Genomic DNA, 16,921 nt, shown 5'->3' with positions numbered 1-16,921 from the left:
AGCATCTGCACAGCTGAGATAGCTCTGATACAAAATGAGAGCTGTATCACTGATCTGCTTTCCCGCAACGATTCCTTTACACTTTACACATTTAACTATTTTGCTAAAACCATTTCTTTCGTTCACCTTAAAAAAGTGCAAACTCACATTTACAATTTTCTCGAACAAGCAGAAAAAGAAAGGAAAGTACAATTTGTACTTTCCTTTCATCATATCAGATTTTGCTGTTATTTTTTAAAAAACTGCTGCAATTGATCAAGCAATTCGTCACGTGTCCATTCGAATGTTTCACCTGTCCGACGTATTTTGACTTCCAGAATTCCTTCAGCCGCTTTTTTGCCGATGGTGATGCGAACCGGCAACCCAATCAGGTCAGCGTCTGTGAATTTCACGCCTGCCCGTTCTTTGCGGTCATCAAGCAGCACTTCGTAGCGATTTGATTTCAACAGGGAATACAACTCTTCACCCAGCTCGCGCTGTGCATCGTCTTTGACGTTTACAGGTACGAGATGGACTTCGTAAGGAGCAACGATGTCCGGCCATGTAAAGCCATTGTCGTCCTGGAATTGTTCAGCAACGGCAGCCATCACACGTGATACACCGATTCCGTAGCATCCCATGATATAAGGCATCGCTTTTCCTTGATCGTTCAGGAATGTGCCTTTAAGCGGAATGCTGTAAGTCGTGCCCAATTTAAAGATATGTCCGACTTCAATGCCTTTGGCAAATTGAATTGTGCCTTGGCCGTCCGGCGATGCATCCCCTTCCTGGATAAAACGAAGGTCGTGGTAAGCAGCGACCTTAAAGTCTTTTCCGGGCGTAACATTTTTGTAGTGATAGCCGCTTTCGTTCGCGCCAGCTACACCATTGACCATGTTTTCCACCGCGTGATCAGCAAACAAGCGGACTTCAGCAGGAAGATTAATCGGTCCAAGAGAGCCGATGTCACACGCCAGTAATTGCTGTACTTCTTCAGGTGTTGCCATCTCAACAACTTTAGCACCTGTTGCATGTTTGACTTTGACGTCATTAATATCATGATCGCCTCTCGCCAAAACGATTACCAATTCGTCATCCGCTTTAAAAACCAGGGTTTTGATGCATTTTTCAGCAGTCGTCCCCATGAATTCTGCTACCTCAGCAATGGTATTCTTGCCTGGGGTTGCCACTTTTTCCATTTCTCCTGGTGTTTCGTCTGAAACCGGATATGAAACATTGACTGCTGCCATTTCGATGTTCGCTGCATAAGAAGAACTATCGGAATACGCAATCGTATCTTCACCGATTTCCGACAGCACCATGAATTCGTGGTTATCTTTTCCTCCGATAGCACCTGAATCCGCAATAACAGCACGGAAATCAAGTCCCAGGCGTGTGAAGATATTGGTGTAAGCCTGCATCATGACGTCATAAGTTTCATCCAGGCTTTCAGGAGTGGCATGGAACGAATAAGCATCTTTCATCAGGAATTCACGGCCACGCAATAATCCGAAACGCGGACGTTTTTCGTCTCTGAACTTTGACTGTATTTGGAACAGATTTAAAGGCAGCTTCTTATAGGATTTGATTTCATCCCGCAGCAAGCTGGTGATGACTTCTTCGTGTGTCGCACCTAGAGCGAATTCACGATCATTCCGGTCCTTCAAACGCATTAATTCGTCACCGTAAGAATACCAACGCCCTGATTCCTGCCACAATTCAGCTTGCTGAAGTGCTGGCATAAAGATTTCAACACTGTTAGCGGCTTCCATTTCTTCTCGGATAACGGTTTCCACTTTTTGCAGTACACGTTTGCCGAGCGGCAGGAATGAGTAAATGCCGCTTGTGTTTTGGCGGATAAAGCCTGCGCGCAATAAAAGCTGATGCGATTTTACTTCGGCATCGGCTGGAGTTTCACGTAATGTTGGGATAAAAGTTGCTGTTTGTTTCATTCCAGAATACACCTCAACTGACTATAGAATTTTTATAAAGGGATTAAAAGTTCAGGACAGGCAATAATAATCGCCTGTCCGGTAATGCTCAATCAATTATTAAAAGAAATATTTTTGGATATCGTTCCACGTGACGACGATCATCAACAGCATGAGAAGCATGATCCCGACAAAATGAACCATTCCTTCTTTTTGCCGATCAACCGGCTTGCCGCGCACCGCTTCAAGAATGAAGAACATGAGACGTCCGCCGTCCAATGCCGGAAGCGGAAGCAGGTTCATGATTCCCAAGTTGATGCTGAGCATACCTGCCCAGCTCATCAATGTGAAGAAACCGTATTTGGCTACTTCTTCAGTCGTCTTGTAAATTCCAACCGGACCTGATAAAGCATCAATCGTAAATTGGCCGGTTACAAGCATTCCTAGCAAACGGAAGATCTCTTTGAACCAGAAGACGGTTTGTTCAGCACCGTACACAAAAGATCCAAAAAAGTCTTTTTCGACAGGACTTTGATACAGTACGCCGATTACGCCGATTTCTTCAGGCGATTGTTCGGATACCTCAGGAGTGATGGTGAAATTCAATGGCTCTCCGTTACGTTCAACTTCGAACTCAAGAGCATTGCCGGCATTGTTCTGAACTGATTCAACCAGTTCATCCCAAGTGCCAATCGGATTCCCTTCAATTTCAGTCACCAAATCGCCGTTTTGCATCCCGGCTTCTGCTGCCGGACTGTCTTCTGTCACTTCGGTAATGACAGGTTCAAAGGTAGGAATTCCTTGCATCATGCCAAGCGCCGTGAAAATCAGAAACGCCAGGATGAAGTTGAATAACGGACCTGCGAAAATCGTCATAAACCGTTTTCCGACTGACTTCGAATCAAACTGACGGTCGTAAGGAGCCAAAATGGTTTCTCTGCCATTTTCCTCTACAACTGCATCTCGTGCCACTTCGATGCGGATCAGCTTTTCCTCTTCATCATATCCTTTGATCCACAATTCTTTTTCCAGGTCCGCTTCTTCTACTTCAAGAAACAAGATCTCCGGATAAACATGCTTTTGGTTCATGATGATCTTTTTAGCCTGGCCTTCTTTGTTCAACAGAACGCCGATGCGATGGCCTGCTTGAAGATGAATGGTATCCATATCTTCCCCGGCCATGCGTACATATCCACCAATCGGCAATAAACGCAGTGTATAAAGCGTTTCCCCTTTGGTGATCCCTAAAATTTTCGGGCCCATTCCGATTGCAAATTCGCGCACTAAAATGCCGGAGCGTTTGGCAAACAGGAAATGGCCAAATTCATGGAAAAACACTAAAGCACCGAAAATTATTATAAACGAGATAACTGTCTCCATTTTGAACCCATCCTTATAAAGTTATTCGGTTTTGATCTTTAGCTATTTTAGCATGTTTTTTACAGATTTTCTCGTTTCAGCATCGACATGCAAGATCGTTTCCAAGTCAGGTGTTGCAATAACTTCGTGCTGATCCATCGCCCGCTCGATCATTTCCTCAATCTCAAGGAATTTAATTTCCTCATTCAGGAATAGCGCAACAGCCTGTTCGTTTGCGGCATTGAGGACAGTGGTCATCGTGCCTCCTGCAACACCGGCATCAAATGCCAGCTGCAATGCCCGAAACCGCGTGTAGTCCATCTCTTGGAAATTCAGTTTTCCGATTTCAGCCAAATTCAACCGTTTCGCCTGCTCACGTGGAAGGCGGTCAGGATACGATAAGGCATATTGAATCGGGACACGCATATCGGGTGTGCCGAGCTGTGCCATAACACTGGTGTCCTGGAACTCGACCATGGAATGGATGATGCTTTCGCGGTGAAGTACCACATCTATATCCGCATATGCGAAATCAAACAAAATGTGTGCTTCGATCACTTCAAGCCCTTTATTGACCATAGTGGCTGAATCAATGGTGATTTTCGATCCCATTGACCAATTCGGATGGTTTAACGCATCTTGGACGGTGACGTTTTTCAACTGTTCACGCGTCAAGTCACGGAAACTGCCGCCTGAAGCCGTTAGAATCAAACGGCTTGCCTGGTCTTTCTTTTCTCCATTCAAGGCTTGGAATAAAGCTGAGTGCTCACTGTCAACAGGCAGGATGGCCGCACCGAATTGTTTGGCGCTTTCCATCACAAGATGTCCTGCTGTCACCAAGGTTTCTTTATTGGCAATCGCAATGGTTCGTCCAAGTTTGATGGCTTCAAGGGTCGGTTCCAGTCCCACACTGCCAAGAACTGCATTAACCAAAATGTCAGCCTCATAAACAGCAATGTCGATAAGCCCTTCAGCGCCTGATACGATTGCCACAGCCGGATATTCAGCCGCTAAATCCTTAGCGTCTTCTTTCCGCTGCACACAGACGATTTCAGGTTTGAATTCAGCAATCAGGTTACGTGTGATGTCCATATTTTTTCCGGCAGAAAAACCGACCAATTTAAATTCATGTGGATGTTCACGGATGATGTCAGCTGTCTGCACACCAATTGAACCCGTAGCACCCAGCAACGTAATTTTCTTAACCATTCAGCAATTTCCTCTCTTAGATGAAATGTAAAAAATGAAGCAAAGGCATTACAAATAAAATACTGTCAAAACGATCCAGAATTCCGCCGTGCCCCGGCAAAATCGAACCTGAATCCTTCACATTGAAGTGGCGTTTTAATGCAGATTCCACCAAATCACCCATTTGCCCAAAAATCGAGGCGATGATCGTCACAATGATAATCAGGAATATTGAATGGTTTAAAGGAATAAAATAATTGAAGATCAAAGCAATTCCAATCGCCCAGATGATGCCACCCACAAAACCTTCTATTGTTTTGTTTGGGGAAATTTCCGGCCATAGCTTCCGCTTGCCGATTTTTCGGCCTGTAAAATAAGCACCTGAATCTGTGAACCATACAACCAACAATGCAAAAATCAAAAAGCTTAAACTGGCTTCACGTGTCTCAATAAAATAAAAGAATCCGATGCCGACATATAAAGTACCCATAATAGCGAAAGCCGCATCATCAAAGGTGAAGCTGTTTTTCACAATAACCGTATGTATCAATAAAAGAATAACAGCTAAAAAGGCAAATTCGACTTTTTCATAGCCTGTCCATTCAAGCACATTGTCTGCCCATTGATCGGGCAGCATAAACGCGTATAGCGCCAACAAAGAAATAAGGCCGGGAATACTCCATAAACTCCGGCCTTTCATTTTCAAAAGCTCTTGCAATGCGATTGTCCCCAGCAAATAGACCAAGAGGATAAATGGCACTCCTCCATAAATGACAAAAGGGATAAAAAGCGCAGCCGCAATAGCCCCTGTTATAATACGCTGTTTCATTTCACTTCGTCTCCTTTCAACCCTCCGTACCGGCGATTGCGTTTTTGGTAATTCTCAATCGCTTCCAGTAAGGAATCTTCATTAAAATCGGGCCATAAAGTTTCCGTGAACCAAAACTCGGTATAGGCTAATTGCCAAAGCATAAAATTGCTTAAACGAACTTCACCACTTGTGCGGATCAATAAATCCGGCTCAGGCAGCCCTTTTGTCATTAAGCCCCCCGAAATAAGGTCTTCGTTGATATCACTGACATCCAACGTTCCCGCAGCAACCTGTGCAGCAATGTCTTTGACGGCATCGACTATTTCTGCGCGGCTGCCGTAGTTCAAAGCAAAGTTCAAAACAAGCCCCGTATTTTCCTTGGTCGCCTCTTTTGCCTTTTTGATGGCTCTCAATGTATGCAAAGGCAAATTATGATGATACCCCATCATTTCCACACGAACATTTTCTTCAATGAGTTCTGGAAGGAAAGTTGTCAAAAACTCTTCAGGCAAACGCATCAAAAAATCCACTTCGATTTTTGGGCGTTTCCAGTTTTCAGTGGAAAATGCATATAAGGTCAATACGCCAACCCCAAGTTCATTGGCCAGTTTGGTCACTTTTCGGACCGTTTTCATTCCTTCGTGATGTCCAGCGACTCTTGGCAACGAACGTTTTTTTGCCCAGCGTCCATTACCGTCCATAATAATTGCTATATGGGCCGGAACGGCTTCATTCGAAATCAAAACTGAGCGATCTCCACTTTCCAAGACCAAATCAGTATTTCGCTTTAGTAGTTTATTAAACATAGTTAGTCCTCCACCTATTACAAATCGGCATGTCTATTGCTTATCATATCAAAAAAAACGGCATTGTGCGCTTCTTTCCCAATACAGCATTTATTTTTGGCATGAAAAAGCGTCCTGCTTAACAGGACGCCTGACATGAAATGAAGTTCGATTTAAACTTCCATAATCTCTTTTTCTTTATCCTTAGCCATTTCGTCGATCTTGGCGATGTTGTCATCCGTCAATTTCTGGACATCATCGGTATAGCCACGCAAGTCATCCACTGTAATTTCACTTTTCTTCTCCAGCTTCTTGAACTCGTCATTCGCATCACGGCGAATATTACGGATTCCGACTTTCGCTTCTTCTGCTTCTTTTTTCACTTGCTTCACAAGGTCTTTGCGGCGCTCTTCCGTTAAAGCAGGAACTGCCAAGCGAATCACTGAACCATCATTTGATGGGCTTAATCCCAGATCAGATTTAAGAATCGCTTTTTCAATATCGCCCAGAACTGATTTGTCGTATGGCTGAATCATGATTAGACGCGCTTCTGGAATCGAGATTCCAGCAACCTGGTTAACCGGTGTTGGAGAACCGTAATAATCGATCGTCAATTTATCCAAAATCGACGGCGTTGCACGGCCGGCACGGATTGAAGACAAATCGCGCGAGAAAGCCTGAATTGCATTAGTCATTTTAGATTTAGTTTCACTCATCACTGTTTTCGGCATTATATTGTTCTCCTCACTACTGTCCCGATTTTCTCTCCGAGAACAGCCCGTTTTATATTTCCGTTTTCCATAATTGAGAATACTACGAGTGGGATATCATTGTCCATACAAAGTGTGGAAGCTGTAGAATCCATCACTTGCAAGCCTTGTTGGATCACATCGAAATAAGAAAGCTCTTCGTATTTCACAGCTTCTGAATCCGTCTTCGGATCAGCTGAATAAACACCATCAACATTGTTTTTCGCCATCAAGATGACATCGGCTTCAATTTCTGCCGCACGCAATGCTGCTGTTGTATCAGTTGAGAAATAAGGATTTCCGGTACCGGCTGCAAAAATGACGACACGCTTTTTCTCCAAATGGCGAATCGCTCTTCTGCGGATATAAGGTTCAGCTACTTGGCGCATTTCAATGGAGGACAATACGCGGGTTTCCACATCCTGCTTTTCCAATGAATCCTGTAAAGCCAATGAGTTCATAACTGTTGCCAGCATGCCCATGTAATCAGCTGTCGCACGGTCCATTCCCATTTCAGAACCGACTTTGCCTCTCCAGATATTGCCACCGCCTACAACGACTGCCACTTCCACTCCGAGTTCAACCACTTCTTTAACTTGGCTTGCTACTGATTTGATAATTTCAGGGGACAATCCGAAACCTTGCCCTCCTGCCATTGCTTCACCACTTAGTTTTAATACAATGCGTTTATATTGCTGAACACTCATCGGTACCCTCCATTACATAATTTATTGAAAAATAGGGAACACATTCTCGTGTTCCCCGAAATGAATCATATGATAAATGATCTTATTTTTTGTTAACTTGGCTCATAACTTCATCAGCAAAGTTATCTTCGCGTTTTTCGATGCCTTCTCCAACTTCGTAACGGATGAATTCTTTAACAGATCCACCTGTTGAAGCTGCAAAATCACGAACTTTTTGATCTGAGTTCTTAACGAATGCTTGGTCAAGCAAGCAGATGTCTTCGAAATATTTGCCAAGGCGGCCTTCGACCATTTTAGCAACGATTTTTTCAGGTTTGCCTTCATTCAATGCTTGCTCAGTCAAGATTTTGCGCTCGTGTTCTACTTCTTCAGCAGAAACTTCATCGCGTGATACATATTTAGGGTTCAATGCAGCAATGTGCATAGCGATATCGCGTGCAGCATCTGAATCAGTAGAGTTTTCAAGAACAACTAGTACTGAAATTCTTCCGCCCATGTGCAGGTAAGGACCGAAAGCATCTGCATCTGATTTTGTGCGTACTTCAAAGCGGCGCAAAGTAATTTTTTCACCGATTTTAGCGATAGCGTTAGAAATGTGGTCAGCAACTGTCAAACCATTAGACATAGTTGAAGCGTTAGCTTCTTCTACTGTAGCTGGTTTAGTTGTGATCAAGTGCTCGCCTAATTCTTTTACTAATGTTTGGAACCCTTCGTTTTTCGCAACAAAGTCAGTTTCCGCATTCACTTCGAAGATTACTGCTTCGTTATCTTTTACAAGAATAGAAGTTGTTCCTTCAGCTGCGATACGGTCTGCTTTTTTAGAAGCGCTTGAAAGGCCTTTTTCGCGTAGGAAATCAAGAGCTGCTTCCATATTACCGTCTGTTTCTACTAATGCTTTTTTGCAATCCATCATACCTGCGCCTGTTTTTGCACGCAATTCTTTTACCATTTGTGCTGTAACTGCCATGATTAAATTCCTCCTCTGTATTTGCTTGCTATCATTTTCTCAAAAAAAGGTGATAAGAGGGGTTGGCCGCTTATCACCTGTGTAAATTACGAATTACTCAGCAGATTCAGCTTGAGTTTCTTCTTCTTCTTCCGGTTTTGATTCAAGCAAAGCATCCGCCATTTTACCAGTCAACAATTTAACTGCGCGAATAGCATCATCGTTTGCAGGAATAACATAATCGATTTCATCCGGATCACAGTTCGTATCAACGATACCAACGATTGGAATGTTCAATTTCATTGCTTCTGCAACTGCAATGCGTTCTTTGCGTGGGTCAACTACGAACATAACGTCCGGTAGTGAACTCATATCACGGATACCGCCAAGGAATTTAACAAGGCGTTCGTGTTGTTTCTTCAATTGAACAACTTCTTTTTTCGGCAGAACTTCGAAAGTTCCATCTTCTTCCATGCGCTCGATTTGTTTCAAACGGTTCACACGTTTTTGGATTGTACCGAAGTTAGTAAGTGTTCCACCCAACCAACGTTGGTTGATGTAGTAGTTGCCAGAACGTTCTGCTTCTTCTTTGATTGCGTCCTGAGCTTGTTTTTTCGTACCAACGAAAAGTACTTTACCGCCTTCTTCGCCCACTTGTTTCATGAAGCTATAAGCTTCCTCCAATTTGCGGACTGTTTTTTGAAGATCGATGATGTAGATACCGTTACGTTCCACGAAAATATATTTTTTCATTTTCGGGTTCCAACGACGAGTTTGGTGACCGAAGTGTACACCAGCTTCTAACAATTGTTTCATTGAGATTACTGCCATGATTTGTTTCCTCCTGATAGGTTATTTTTTCCCTCCGCATTTTTCTTCTCTGAACCGTTACCCGCATGGGCACCTACGACTCAAATCGAAATGCGTGTGTATTTAACACCATTTGAAATTATACCACGCTTTACGCGAAGACCGCAACAAGTTTCTCTCATAAAAACTAAAACAAATTTAAAATGATCAAATGCCTTTTCTTTCATCACTTTGGCAGTTTTACGGGAATACTCTCGCAGAAGCGCCCTCCATACATTCAAGTCATCCGAGCTCTTAAGGAAGAACTTGTATGCTTCAATCCGTTAAGTACAGAAAAACCGGTTTTAATCCATTAAAAAAACGATGCCAGGCAGATCCCCGCATCGTTTCTTGTTTACTTAGTTCATTTTCAATTGTTCAAGTTCAGCAAGGAATTTCGTGTTCAATACTTTGATGTATGTCCCTTTCATTCCTAGAGAGCGTGATTCGATAACGCCTGCACTTTCAAGCTTGCGAAGTGCGTTTACGATAACTGAACGTGTAATACCCACGCGGTCAGCAATTTTCGAAGCTACCAGCAAGCCTTCGTTGCCGTCAAGTTCTTCGAAAATATGTTCGATTGCTTCAAGCTCACTGTATGAAAGTGAAGAAATCGCCATCTGCACAACAGCTTTGCTGCGTGCTTCCTCTTCGATGCGGTCGCCTTTTTCACGAAGGATTTCCATCCCTACTACAGTAGCGCCGTATTCTCCAAGAATTAAATCGTCGTCATGGAATTCTGCATCTACACGTCCAAGAAGAAGTGTTCCTAAACGTTCTCCGCCGCCATTGATCGGAACGATTGTTGTTAAGCCGTTTTTGAACAATTCACGTTCTTCCACCGGGAAGATCGTGTGTTCACTGTTAACATCCAAGTTCTCAGTTGTTTCAGTGATGTTCGAAAGCTTTTGAGTGTATTCAATCGGAAATTGGCGTTCTTCCAACATCCCTTTCATACGCTCGTTTTCGATTTGTTGGTTAATTGCATAACCTAATACTTTACCTTTGCGGCTAACTACGAAAGCGTTACATTCAATTACTTCGCTCAATGTCTCAGCCATGTCTTTAAAGTTTACTTTTTTACCGCCTGCTGCTTCCAGCATAGAGTTAATTCGTCTTGTTTTTCCTAATAAATTCATTTAAATGAACCTCCTACATAATTCGTACCCTGTTTATTCAATATTCTAAAGGTTTTTACTCTTTATTGAAACTAATTCGCCTTGATTTACAGAATAAATTGTGACAAGTCTTTATTTTTCGCCACATTTTCGAGCTTTTCATTCACATATTGGGGGGTAATGTCAATTTGCGCTGGTGAAATCTCGGAAGCTTCGAAAGACAAATCCTCTAACAGGCGCTCGAGTATAGTGTGCAGCCTACGAGCACCGATGTTATCTGTGTCCTGATTTACTTCATATGCAATTTCTGCAAGTCTGACTATTGAGGCATCATTGAAGTGTACCACAATCCCCTCAGTTTCGAGAAGGGCTTTATACTGATTTATCAAAGAATGTTTCGGTTCCGTCAAGATTTTGACAAAATCTTCAACTTCAAGCTTCTGCAATTCCACACGGATCGGGAATCGGCCTTGCAGCTCAGGGATCAGATCGGATGGTTTCGACATGTGGAATGCCCCGGCAGCAACAAACAACATATAATCCGTTTGGACTGCACCGTACTTAGTCGAAACCGTGGAACCTTCAACGATCGGCAAAATGTCACGCTGGACACCTTCACGCGAAACATCAGCAGATGAAGAATTGCTCTTGCTGGCGATTTTATCCATTTCGTCGATGAAGATGATGCCGTGCTGCTCAGCGCGGTCAATCGCTTCCTGCGAAATTTCTTCATCATCCACCAATTTAGCGGCTTCTTCAGTCGTTAAAATGCGGCGGGCTTCTTTTACCTGCAAACGCCGTTTTTTCTTTTTCTTCGGCATCAGCGATGATAACGCATCCTGCATGTTCGCACCCATTTGTTCCATTCCCGAGCCTTGCATGGCATCAAACATGGACAATGTATTTTCAAGCACTTCCACTGTTACCCATTCATCTTCCAGCTTTCCAGCTTTCAGGTCTGCAGCAATTTCTCTTCTCTTCACCCGAACTTCCACTTCCGCTGTCGGTTCTTCCTCTTCCTGCTCGAATTTCTGGCCAAAAAGCATTTCCAGCGGATTTTGGTTCGTTTGTTTCTTGCGCATGGACGGTGCCAGCAACTTGACGATCCGCTCATTGGCAGCGGTTTCCGCCTGGAACTTCACAGCTTCGAATTTTTCTTCTTTGACGATTCTTACAGCGGCTTCAACCAGGTCGCGTACCATCGATTCGACGTCACGGCCGACATAGCCGACTTCCGTAAACTTCGTCGCTTCCACTTTGATGAAAGGCGCTCCCGTCAGTTTAGCGATACGGCGGGCGATTTCCGTCTTGCCCACACCTGTCGGCCCGATCATCAAGATGTTTTTCGGAATGACTTCCCCACGCATTTCTTCATCCAGCCGGCTTCGGCGATACCGGTTGCGCAATGCGATGGCAATAGAACGTTTCGCTTCTTTTTGGCCGACGATGTAGCGATCCAAATGGTCAGTGATTTGTCTTGGCGTTAAATCAGATTGATTTTTCATTAGGACAATTCCTCCACAACGATTTGATGATTGGTGTAGACACAGATATCCGCGGCTGTTTCCAAAGCGGATTGTGCGATTTGCGCAGCGGTCAGATTATCGCCTGCGTATTTTTTCAAGGCACGGCCTGCTGCCAATGCATAGTTTCCGCCTGAACCGATTGCCAAAATGCCATCATCCGGTTCGATGACTTCACCTGTTCCGGATACCAGCAGCAATTCGTCTTTGTTCATGATGATGAGCATAGCTTCCAATTGGCGAAGCATTTTGTCCCCGCGCCATTGTTTAGCCAGTTCAACTGCAGCGCGTTGAAGATTGCCGTTGTACTCCGTCAGCTTCCCTTCGAACATCTCGAACAAGGTAAAAGCATCTGCAACCGATCCTGCAAATCCGGTCAGCACTTGCCCGTTGTATAATTTCCGTACTTTTCTGGCTGTATGTTTCATGACTACGGCGTTGCCGAATGTTACCTGGCCATCGCCTGACATGGCGCATTTGCCGTTATGCTGAACCGCGAATATCGTGGTGGCATGGAATTCTTGCATGATAAAATCTCCTCTCTAAGCTCTTGGGTGTGAATTTAAATAGGTATTCCGTAAATGCTCTTTGGTGACATGGGTGTATACCTGTGTTGAACTTAAATGGGAATGCCCCAGCAGTTCCTGTACAGTCCGGATATCAGCACCATTATTGATCAGGTGAGTAGCGAATGTGTGGCGGATCATATGCGGATAAATCGATGAATTGACAGATGCCTTCTTCATGCATTCACTTAGAATATGGCGAACACCCCGGTCTGTCAAAGCTTCACCCCGGCTGTTAACAAACAGATGATCGTGTTTTTGATTCTTCATCAACTTAGGACGCGAATCCTCAATGTAATGTTCCAGGGCATCCTGGGCAAACTGTCCGTATGGGATATAGCGCTCTTTCCGGCCTTTCCCCATCACTTTGACAATCTGCATCGTTTGATCCAAATCTCCCATTCGAATCGAAACGCATTCACTGACACGCATGCCCGTAGCATACAGCAATTCCAATAACGCGGTGTTGCGGATCGATAATTTATCTTCTCCCACAACCGATTTGAACAGCTGAGCCAGCTCTTCTTCATAAAAGAATTGCGGCAGCCGCTCTTCTTTTTTCGGATGGTACAATGACCTGAATGCTGCTTCATTCAATCCAAATTCACGGTTTCCATAACGGAAAAATGAGCGGATTGCTGAAATCTTCCGGGAAACCGTCGTTCTGGATAATTTGGCATCATATAATTTCGTCACGTAATTTCGTGCATGTATATATTCGACTTCTTTGATATCAGGTACGCCCTCGGCATTCAAAAACAGAAAAAAATCCATCAAATCATGTTCATAATGGTGGACGGTGTGTTCAGAATAGTTCTTCTCCAGTTGAATATAGGTCATAAAAGATTCAAGCATCTTTTCTTTTTCCATATATGCTCCACCTTTCACCAAATACAAAAGCCTCTAAATTATACCAAAATTTAGAGGCTTTTATCAATTAAACAGTCACTGTATTCATATAATTTTGAATTGCCGCCAATGCACGATCGGCATGCTTCTCAGCTCGTTCCTGCTTCGAACGGATGCGTTCACCCAAGTCCGGGAACAGTCCGAAGTTGACGTTCATCGGCTGGAAGTTCTTGCTGTCGGCTTCCGTAATGTAACGCGCCATGCTGCCCAGGGCTGTTTCAGCCGGGAATACCAGCAATTCTTCACCTAAAGCCATTTTAGCTGCGTTGATTCCAGCCAGCAATCCGCTTCCCGCTGATTCAACATAGCCTTCGACTCCAGTCATTTGACCCGCGAAGAAAATGTTTTCATCAGCCTTCAATTGGTATGTCGGCTTCAGAACGCGCGGTGAGTTGATGAATGTATTGCGGTGCATCACGCCATAACGGACGATTTCAACGTTTTCAAGTCCTGGAATCAATTTAAGCACTTCTTTTTGAGGTCCCCATTTCAAATGCGTTTGGAAACCCACAATATTGTAAAGTGTTCCAGCCGCATCATCCTGGCGAAGCTGAACGACTGCATAAGGGATTTTGCCCGTTTTCGGATCTTCCAGTCCAACTGGTTTCATCGGTCCAAACGTCAAGGTCTTCTCGCCTCTGGCTGCCATTACTTCGACTGGCATACAGCCTTCAAAATAAATCTCTTTTTCGAATTCTTTCAATGGCACCACTTCTGCTTCGACAAGAGCTGTATGGAAACGCTTGAACTCTTCTTCTGTCATCGGGCAGTTCAGATAAGCTGCTTCCCCTTTGTCATAACGGGATTTCAGATAGACTTTGTCCATATCAATGCTGTCTTTTTCGACGATCGGCGCTGCTGCATCATAAAAATACAAATATTCTTCGCCTGTCAAAACGCGAATTTTTTCCGCAAGTGCCGGAGAAGTCAATGGACCAGTGGCAATGATTGTGATGCCTTCCGGAATTTCAGTCACTTCTTCGTTGATCACTTCCACCAATGGGTGATTTTTTACTTTGTCGGTCACAGCTCCGGCAAACTCATGGCGATCCACAGCAAGTGCTCCACCAGCTGGCACAGATGCCCGGTCTGCAGATTCAATGATCACCGAATCCAATTTGCGCATTTCTTCTTTGATGACACCAACTGCATTTGTCAGGGAATTGGCGCGCAATGAATTGCTGCATACCAGTTCCGCAAACTTGTCCGTATGATGGGCTGCTGTCTGCTTTACCGGACGCATTTCGTATAGACGGACGTTTACTCCCCGTTTCGCGATTTGCCAAGCAGCTTCACTGCCCGCCAGTCCTGCGCCAATTACGTTTACATATTTCGTCATTTTCGAACACCTCTATAATTATTATTGAACTTCTTCTTTGTAATCACAGCTCGTGCAATTGATTTGAACGCCTTTTTTCACTTTTTTCTCTACCAGCAATTCGTTGCACTTCGGACACGGCCGTTCAATCGGTTTATCCCATGAAACGAATTCGCATTCCGGATACCGTTCGCAACCGTAGAATATCCGGCGCTTCTTACTCTTTCTTTCAACGATCTCGCCTTCTTTACAGGTCGGGCATTTGACATCGATGTGTTTGACGATCGCTTTTGTATTCCGGCATTCCGGGAAATTGCTGCAAGCCATGAATTTGCCGTAACGCCCCAATTTATAGACCATCGGCGAACCGCATAACTCACAATCCTCTCCCACAGGCTCATCTTTGATCTGGACTTTTTCCATTTCACTTTCCGCGACTTCAACACTTTTTTCAAAGTCTTGATAAAATGCGTCAATAATAGCGCGCCAATCGACTTCGCCATCTTCAACGGTATCCAGATCGTGTTCCATTTTGGCAGTAAACTCGATATTCAAAATGTCCGGGAAAAATTCGAGCACCAGCTGATGGACAATCTCACCCAATTCGGTCGGGATAAACCGTTTGGCATCCAATGTCACATAGCCGCGTTTTTGGATGGTATCCAGTGTAGGCGCGTACGTGGACGGACGCCCTATCCCCAGTTCTTCGAGTGTCCGCACTAAGCGGGCCTCCGTAAAGCGTGGAGGCGGCTGCGTAAAATGCTGATTCGGCGTAACTTCAAGCGCTGTCACGATATCCCCTTCATCCATTTCCGGCAGAATATTGTCTTTTTCTTCTTTTTGGTCATCCGTGCCTTCAATATAAAGTTTCATGAAGCCCGGAAATTTGACCTGGGAACCATTCGCACGGAATACCGCTTCTCCGTTCTGCAATTCAGCCATAACCGTGTCCAGGACTGCCGGTGACATCTGGCTCGCTACGAAACGATCCCAAATCAATTTATACAAACGATATAAATCTCTTGATAGAATGCTCTTCATCGATTCCGGTGTCCGCATCACACTTGTCGGACGCACCGCTTCGTGGGCATCCTGAGATTTCGCTGATTGCTTGGCAGCAGCTTTTTGCGTGACGTATTGTTCACCGTAATTATCAACGATGAAATCGATTGTATCTTTTTTCGCTGTATCGGAGATCCGTGTGGAATCTGTCCGCATATACGTAATCAAACCGGTGATGCCTTCTTTACCCACTGCAATACCTTCATACAATTGCTGCGCGAGCATCATTGTTTTTTTAGCACGGAAGTTTAATTTGCGGGCAGCTTCCTGCTGGAGTGAAGAGGTTGTAAAAGAGGGGGATGGGTTTCTCTTTCTCTCTTTTTTCACCACGCGGTTTACCGTAAAGTCTTTGCCGGACATGGTGGCCATAACGGCGTTAACGTCAGCTTCATTCTGTAATTTCATTTTTTCTTTTGCATTGCCGTAGAACTGCGCTTCAAATTTCTTCTTGTCCTTCTCGAAATCACCAGTGATGGACCAGTATTCTTCTGGTTCAAAGTTTTTGATTTCGTTTTCACGGTCAATGACGAGTCGAAGTGCAACGGATTGCACGCGTCCAGCCGATAGGCCTTTTTTTACTTTTTTCCACAACAATGGGCTGATACTGTAGCCCACGAGACGATCCAATATTCGGCGCGCCTGTTGCGCATCGACTAAATCCATATCGATTTTGCGGGGATGCTTGAATGATTCCTTGATGGCATCCTTGGTGATTTCGTTGAATACCACTCGGCAATCCGAGGTTTGATCAATGCCGAGCGCTGTCGCCAAATGCCATGCAATCGCTTCCCCTTCTCTGTCGGGGTCAGCCGCGAGAAAGACTTTCTTCGCTTTTTTCGCTTCTTTTTTAAGATCCTGCAAGATCGGCCCTTTGCCTCTGATTGTAATGTAACGAGGTTCATAATTGTTTTCAACATCCACAGCCATTTGGCTGCGGGGCAAATCACGTAAATGTCCTAGTGATGCACGGACTTTATATTTCTTGCCCAAATACCGTTCGATTGTTTTCGCCTTTGCAGGCGACTCAACAATCACTAAAAAATCCGCCATAATATTTTCCTCCTCATAGAGGTTTCTCAGAACTGCTTAAAGAATTACCTGTTGCAAAATGTATAACAGAT

The 16,921-nt window shown here is 44.3% G+C and carries 15 protein-coding genes; all 15 read right to left on the bottom strand.

What is annotated here, in order from left to right; all coding sequences use genetic code 11:
* Nucleotides 1-227: 227 nt before the first annotated feature.
* The 15 genes from H9630_RS03750 to topA all read right to left on the bottom strand — a co-directional run bounded on the left by H9630_RS03750 (nt 228) and on the right by topA (nt 16,850).
* Nucleotides 228-1,931, bottom strand: coding sequence for a proline--tRNA ligase (locus H9630_RS03750; protein ID WP_191714129.1), 1,704 nt, complete (start codon nt 1,929-1,931; stop codon nt 228-230).
* A 99-nt stretch (nt 1,932-2,030) separates the two neighbouring features.
* Nucleotides 2,031-3,290: an RIP metalloprotease RseP gene (rseP, locus tag H9630_RS03745; protein ID WP_191714128.1), complete on the bottom strand. Its 1,260-nt coding sequence runs from the start codon at nt 3,288-3,290 to the stop codon at nt 2,031-2,033.
* A 42-nt stretch (nt 3,291-3,332) separates the two neighbouring features.
* The gene (gene dxr, locus H9630_RS03740) at nt 3,333-4,478 is read right to left on the bottom strand and encodes a 1-deoxy-D-xylulose-5-phosphate reductoisomerase (RefSeq protein ID WP_191714127.1); all 1,146 of its coding nucleotides are present in this window, start codon (nt 4,476-4,478) and stop codon (nt 3,333-3,335) included.
* A gap of 16 nt (nt 4,479-4,494) precedes the next feature.
* On the bottom strand, nt 4,495-5,286 hold the full coding sequence (locus H9630_RS03735) for a phosphatidate cytidylyltransferase (protein ID WP_191714126.1): 792 nt from the start codon (nt 5,284-5,286) through the stop codon (nt 4,495-4,497).
* Entirely contained in the window at nt 5,283-6,074 is a 792-nt protein-coding gene (locus H9630_RS03730) for an isoprenyl transferase (protein WP_191714125.1), read from the bottom strand. Before H9630_RS03730 ends, H9630_RS03735 begins: the two co-directional genes overlap by 4 nt.
* Before the next feature lie 152 nt (nt 6,075-6,226).
* Entirely contained in the window at nt 6,227-6,784 is a 558-nt protein-coding gene (frr, locus tag H9630_RS03725; protein ID WP_191714124.1) for a ribosome recycling factor, read from the bottom strand.
* On the bottom strand, nt 6,784-7,509 hold the full coding sequence (gene pyrH / locus H9630_RS03720) for a UMP kinase (protein WP_191714123.1): 726 nt from the start codon (nt 7,507-7,509) through the stop codon (nt 6,784-6,786). The genes frr and pyrH overlap by 1 nt, the downstream gene beginning before the upstream one ends.
* 82 nt (nt 7,510-7,591) lie before the next feature.
* Nucleotides 7,592-8,476: a translation elongation factor Ts gene (tsf, locus tag H9630_RS03715; protein WP_191714122.1), complete on the bottom strand. Its 885-nt coding sequence runs from the start codon at nt 8,474-8,476 to the stop codon at nt 7,592-7,594.
* A 93-nt stretch (nt 8,477-8,569) separates the two neighbouring features.
* Nucleotides 8,570-9,286: a 30S ribosomal protein S2 gene (gene rpsB / locus H9630_RS03710; protein WP_142826560.1), complete on the bottom strand. Its 717-nt coding sequence runs from the start codon at nt 9,284-9,286 to the stop codon at nt 8,570-8,572.
* A 377-nt stretch (nt 9,287-9,663) separates the two neighbouring features.
* Nucleotides 9,664-10,443 carry a GTP-sensing pleiotropic transcriptional regulator CodY gene (codY, locus tag H9630_RS03705; protein ID WP_191714121.1) on the bottom strand — a complete coding sequence of 260 codons (780 nt, stop codon included), beginning with the start codon at nt 10,441-10,443 and terminating at the stop codon, nt 9,664-9,666.
* Nucleotides 10,444-10,529: 86 nt separating this feature from the next.
* Nucleotides 10,530-11,927, bottom strand: a complete 1,398-nt coding sequence (gene hslU / locus H9630_RS03700) for an HslU--HslV peptidase ATPase subunit (protein WP_191714120.1) — start codon at nt 11,925-11,927, stop codon at nt 10,530-10,532.
* On the bottom strand, nt 11,927-12,472 hold the full coding sequence (gene hslV, locus H9630_RS03695; RefSeq protein ID WP_146556600.1) for an ATP-dependent protease subunit HslV: 546 nt from the start codon (nt 12,470-12,472) through the stop codon (nt 11,927-11,929). The genes hslU and hslV overlap by 1 nt, the downstream gene beginning before the upstream one ends.
* Nucleotides 12,473-12,487: 15 nt before the next feature.
* Nucleotides 12,488-13,381, bottom strand: a complete 894-nt coding sequence (gene xerC, locus H9630_RS03690; RefSeq protein WP_191714119.1) for a tyrosine recombinase XerC — start codon at nt 13,379-13,381, stop codon at nt 12,488-12,490.
* 67 nt (nt 13,382-13,448) lie between these two features.
* On the bottom strand, nt 13,449-14,759 hold the full coding sequence (gene trmFO, locus H9630_RS03685; RefSeq protein WP_191714118.1) for an FADH(2)-oxidizing methylenetetrahydrofolate--tRNA-(uracil(54)-C(5))-methyltransferase TrmFO: 1,311 nt from the start codon (nt 14,757-14,759) through the stop codon (nt 13,449-13,451).
* 21 nt (nt 14,760-14,780) lie between these two features.
* Nucleotides 14,781-16,850: a type I DNA topoisomerase gene (gene topA / locus H9630_RS03680; RefSeq protein WP_191714117.1), complete on the bottom strand. Its 2,070-nt coding sequence runs from the start codon at nt 16,848-16,850 to the stop codon at nt 14,781-14,783.
* Nucleotides 16,851-16,921 lie beyond the last annotated feature (71 nt).

Source organism: Planococcus wigleyi (genome assembly GCF_014836985.1).
GTDB classification, from domain to species: Bacteria; Bacillota; Bacilli; order Bacillales_A; family Planococcaceae; genus Planococcus; species Planococcus notacanthi.
The sequence above is the reverse complement of the archived record's forward strand: the minus strand, read 5'-3'. Positions and strand labels throughout refer to the sequence as shown.

What these genes read in the sequence shown, in the direction of transcription:
- H9630_RS03750 (WP_191714129.1), bottom strand. Translation starts at nt 1,931, where the DNA reads ATGAAACAAACAGCAACTTTTATCCCAACATTACGTGAAACTCCAGCC.
- rseP (WP_191714128.1), bottom strand. Translation starts at nt 3,290, where the DNA reads ATGGAGACAGTTATCTCGTTTATAATAATTTTCGGTGCTTTAGTGTTT.
- dxr (WP_191714127.1), bottom strand. Translation starts at nt 4,478, where the DNA reads ATGGTTAAGAAAATTACGTTGCTGGGTGCTACGGGTTCAATTGGTGTG.
- H9630_RS03735 (WP_191714126.1), bottom strand. Translation starts at nt 5,286, where the DNA reads ATGAAACAGCGTATTATAACAGGGGCTATTGCGGCTGCGCTTTTTATC.
- H9630_RS03730 (WP_191714125.1), bottom strand. Translation starts at nt 6,074, where the DNA reads ATGTTTAATAAACTACTAAAGCGAAATACTGATTTGGTCTTGGAAAGT.
- frr (WP_191714124.1), bottom strand. Translation starts at nt 6,784, where the DNA reads ATGCCGAAAACAGTGATGAGTGAAACTAAATCTAAAATGACTAATGCA.
- pyrH (WP_191714123.1), bottom strand. Translation starts at nt 7,509, where the DNA reads ATGAGTGTTCAGCAATATAAACGCATTGTATTAAAACTAAGTGGTGAA.
- tsf (WP_191714122.1), bottom strand. Translation starts at nt 8,476, where the DNA reads ATGGCAGTTACAGCACAAATGGTAAAAGAATTGCGTGCAAAAACAGGC.
- rpsB (WP_142826560.1), bottom strand. Translation starts at nt 9,286, where the DNA reads ATGGCAGTAATCTCAATGAAACAATTGTTAGAAGCTGGTGTACACTTC.
- codY (WP_191714121.1), bottom strand. Translation starts at nt 10,443, where the DNA reads ATGAATTTATTAGGAAAAACAAGACGAATTAACTCTATGCTGGAAGCA.
- hslU (WP_191714120.1), bottom strand. Translation starts at nt 11,927, where the DNA reads ATGAAAAATCAATCTGATTTAACGCCAAGACAAATCACTGACCATTTG.
- hslV (WP_146556600.1), bottom strand. Translation starts at nt 12,472, where the DNA reads ATGCAAGAATTCCATGCCACCACGATATTCGCGGTTCAGCATAACGGC.
- xerC (WP_191714119.1), bottom strand. Translation starts at nt 13,381, where the DNA reads ATGGAAAAAGAAAAGATGCTTGAATCTTTTATGACCTATATTCAACTG.
- trmFO (WP_191714118.1), bottom strand. Translation starts at nt 14,759, where the DNA reads ATGACGAAATATGTAAACGTAATTGGCGCAGGACTGGCGGGCAGTGAA.
- topA (WP_191714117.1), bottom strand. Translation starts at nt 16,850, where the DNA reads ATGGCGGATTTTTTAGTGATTGTTGAGTCGCCTGCAAAGGCGAAAACA.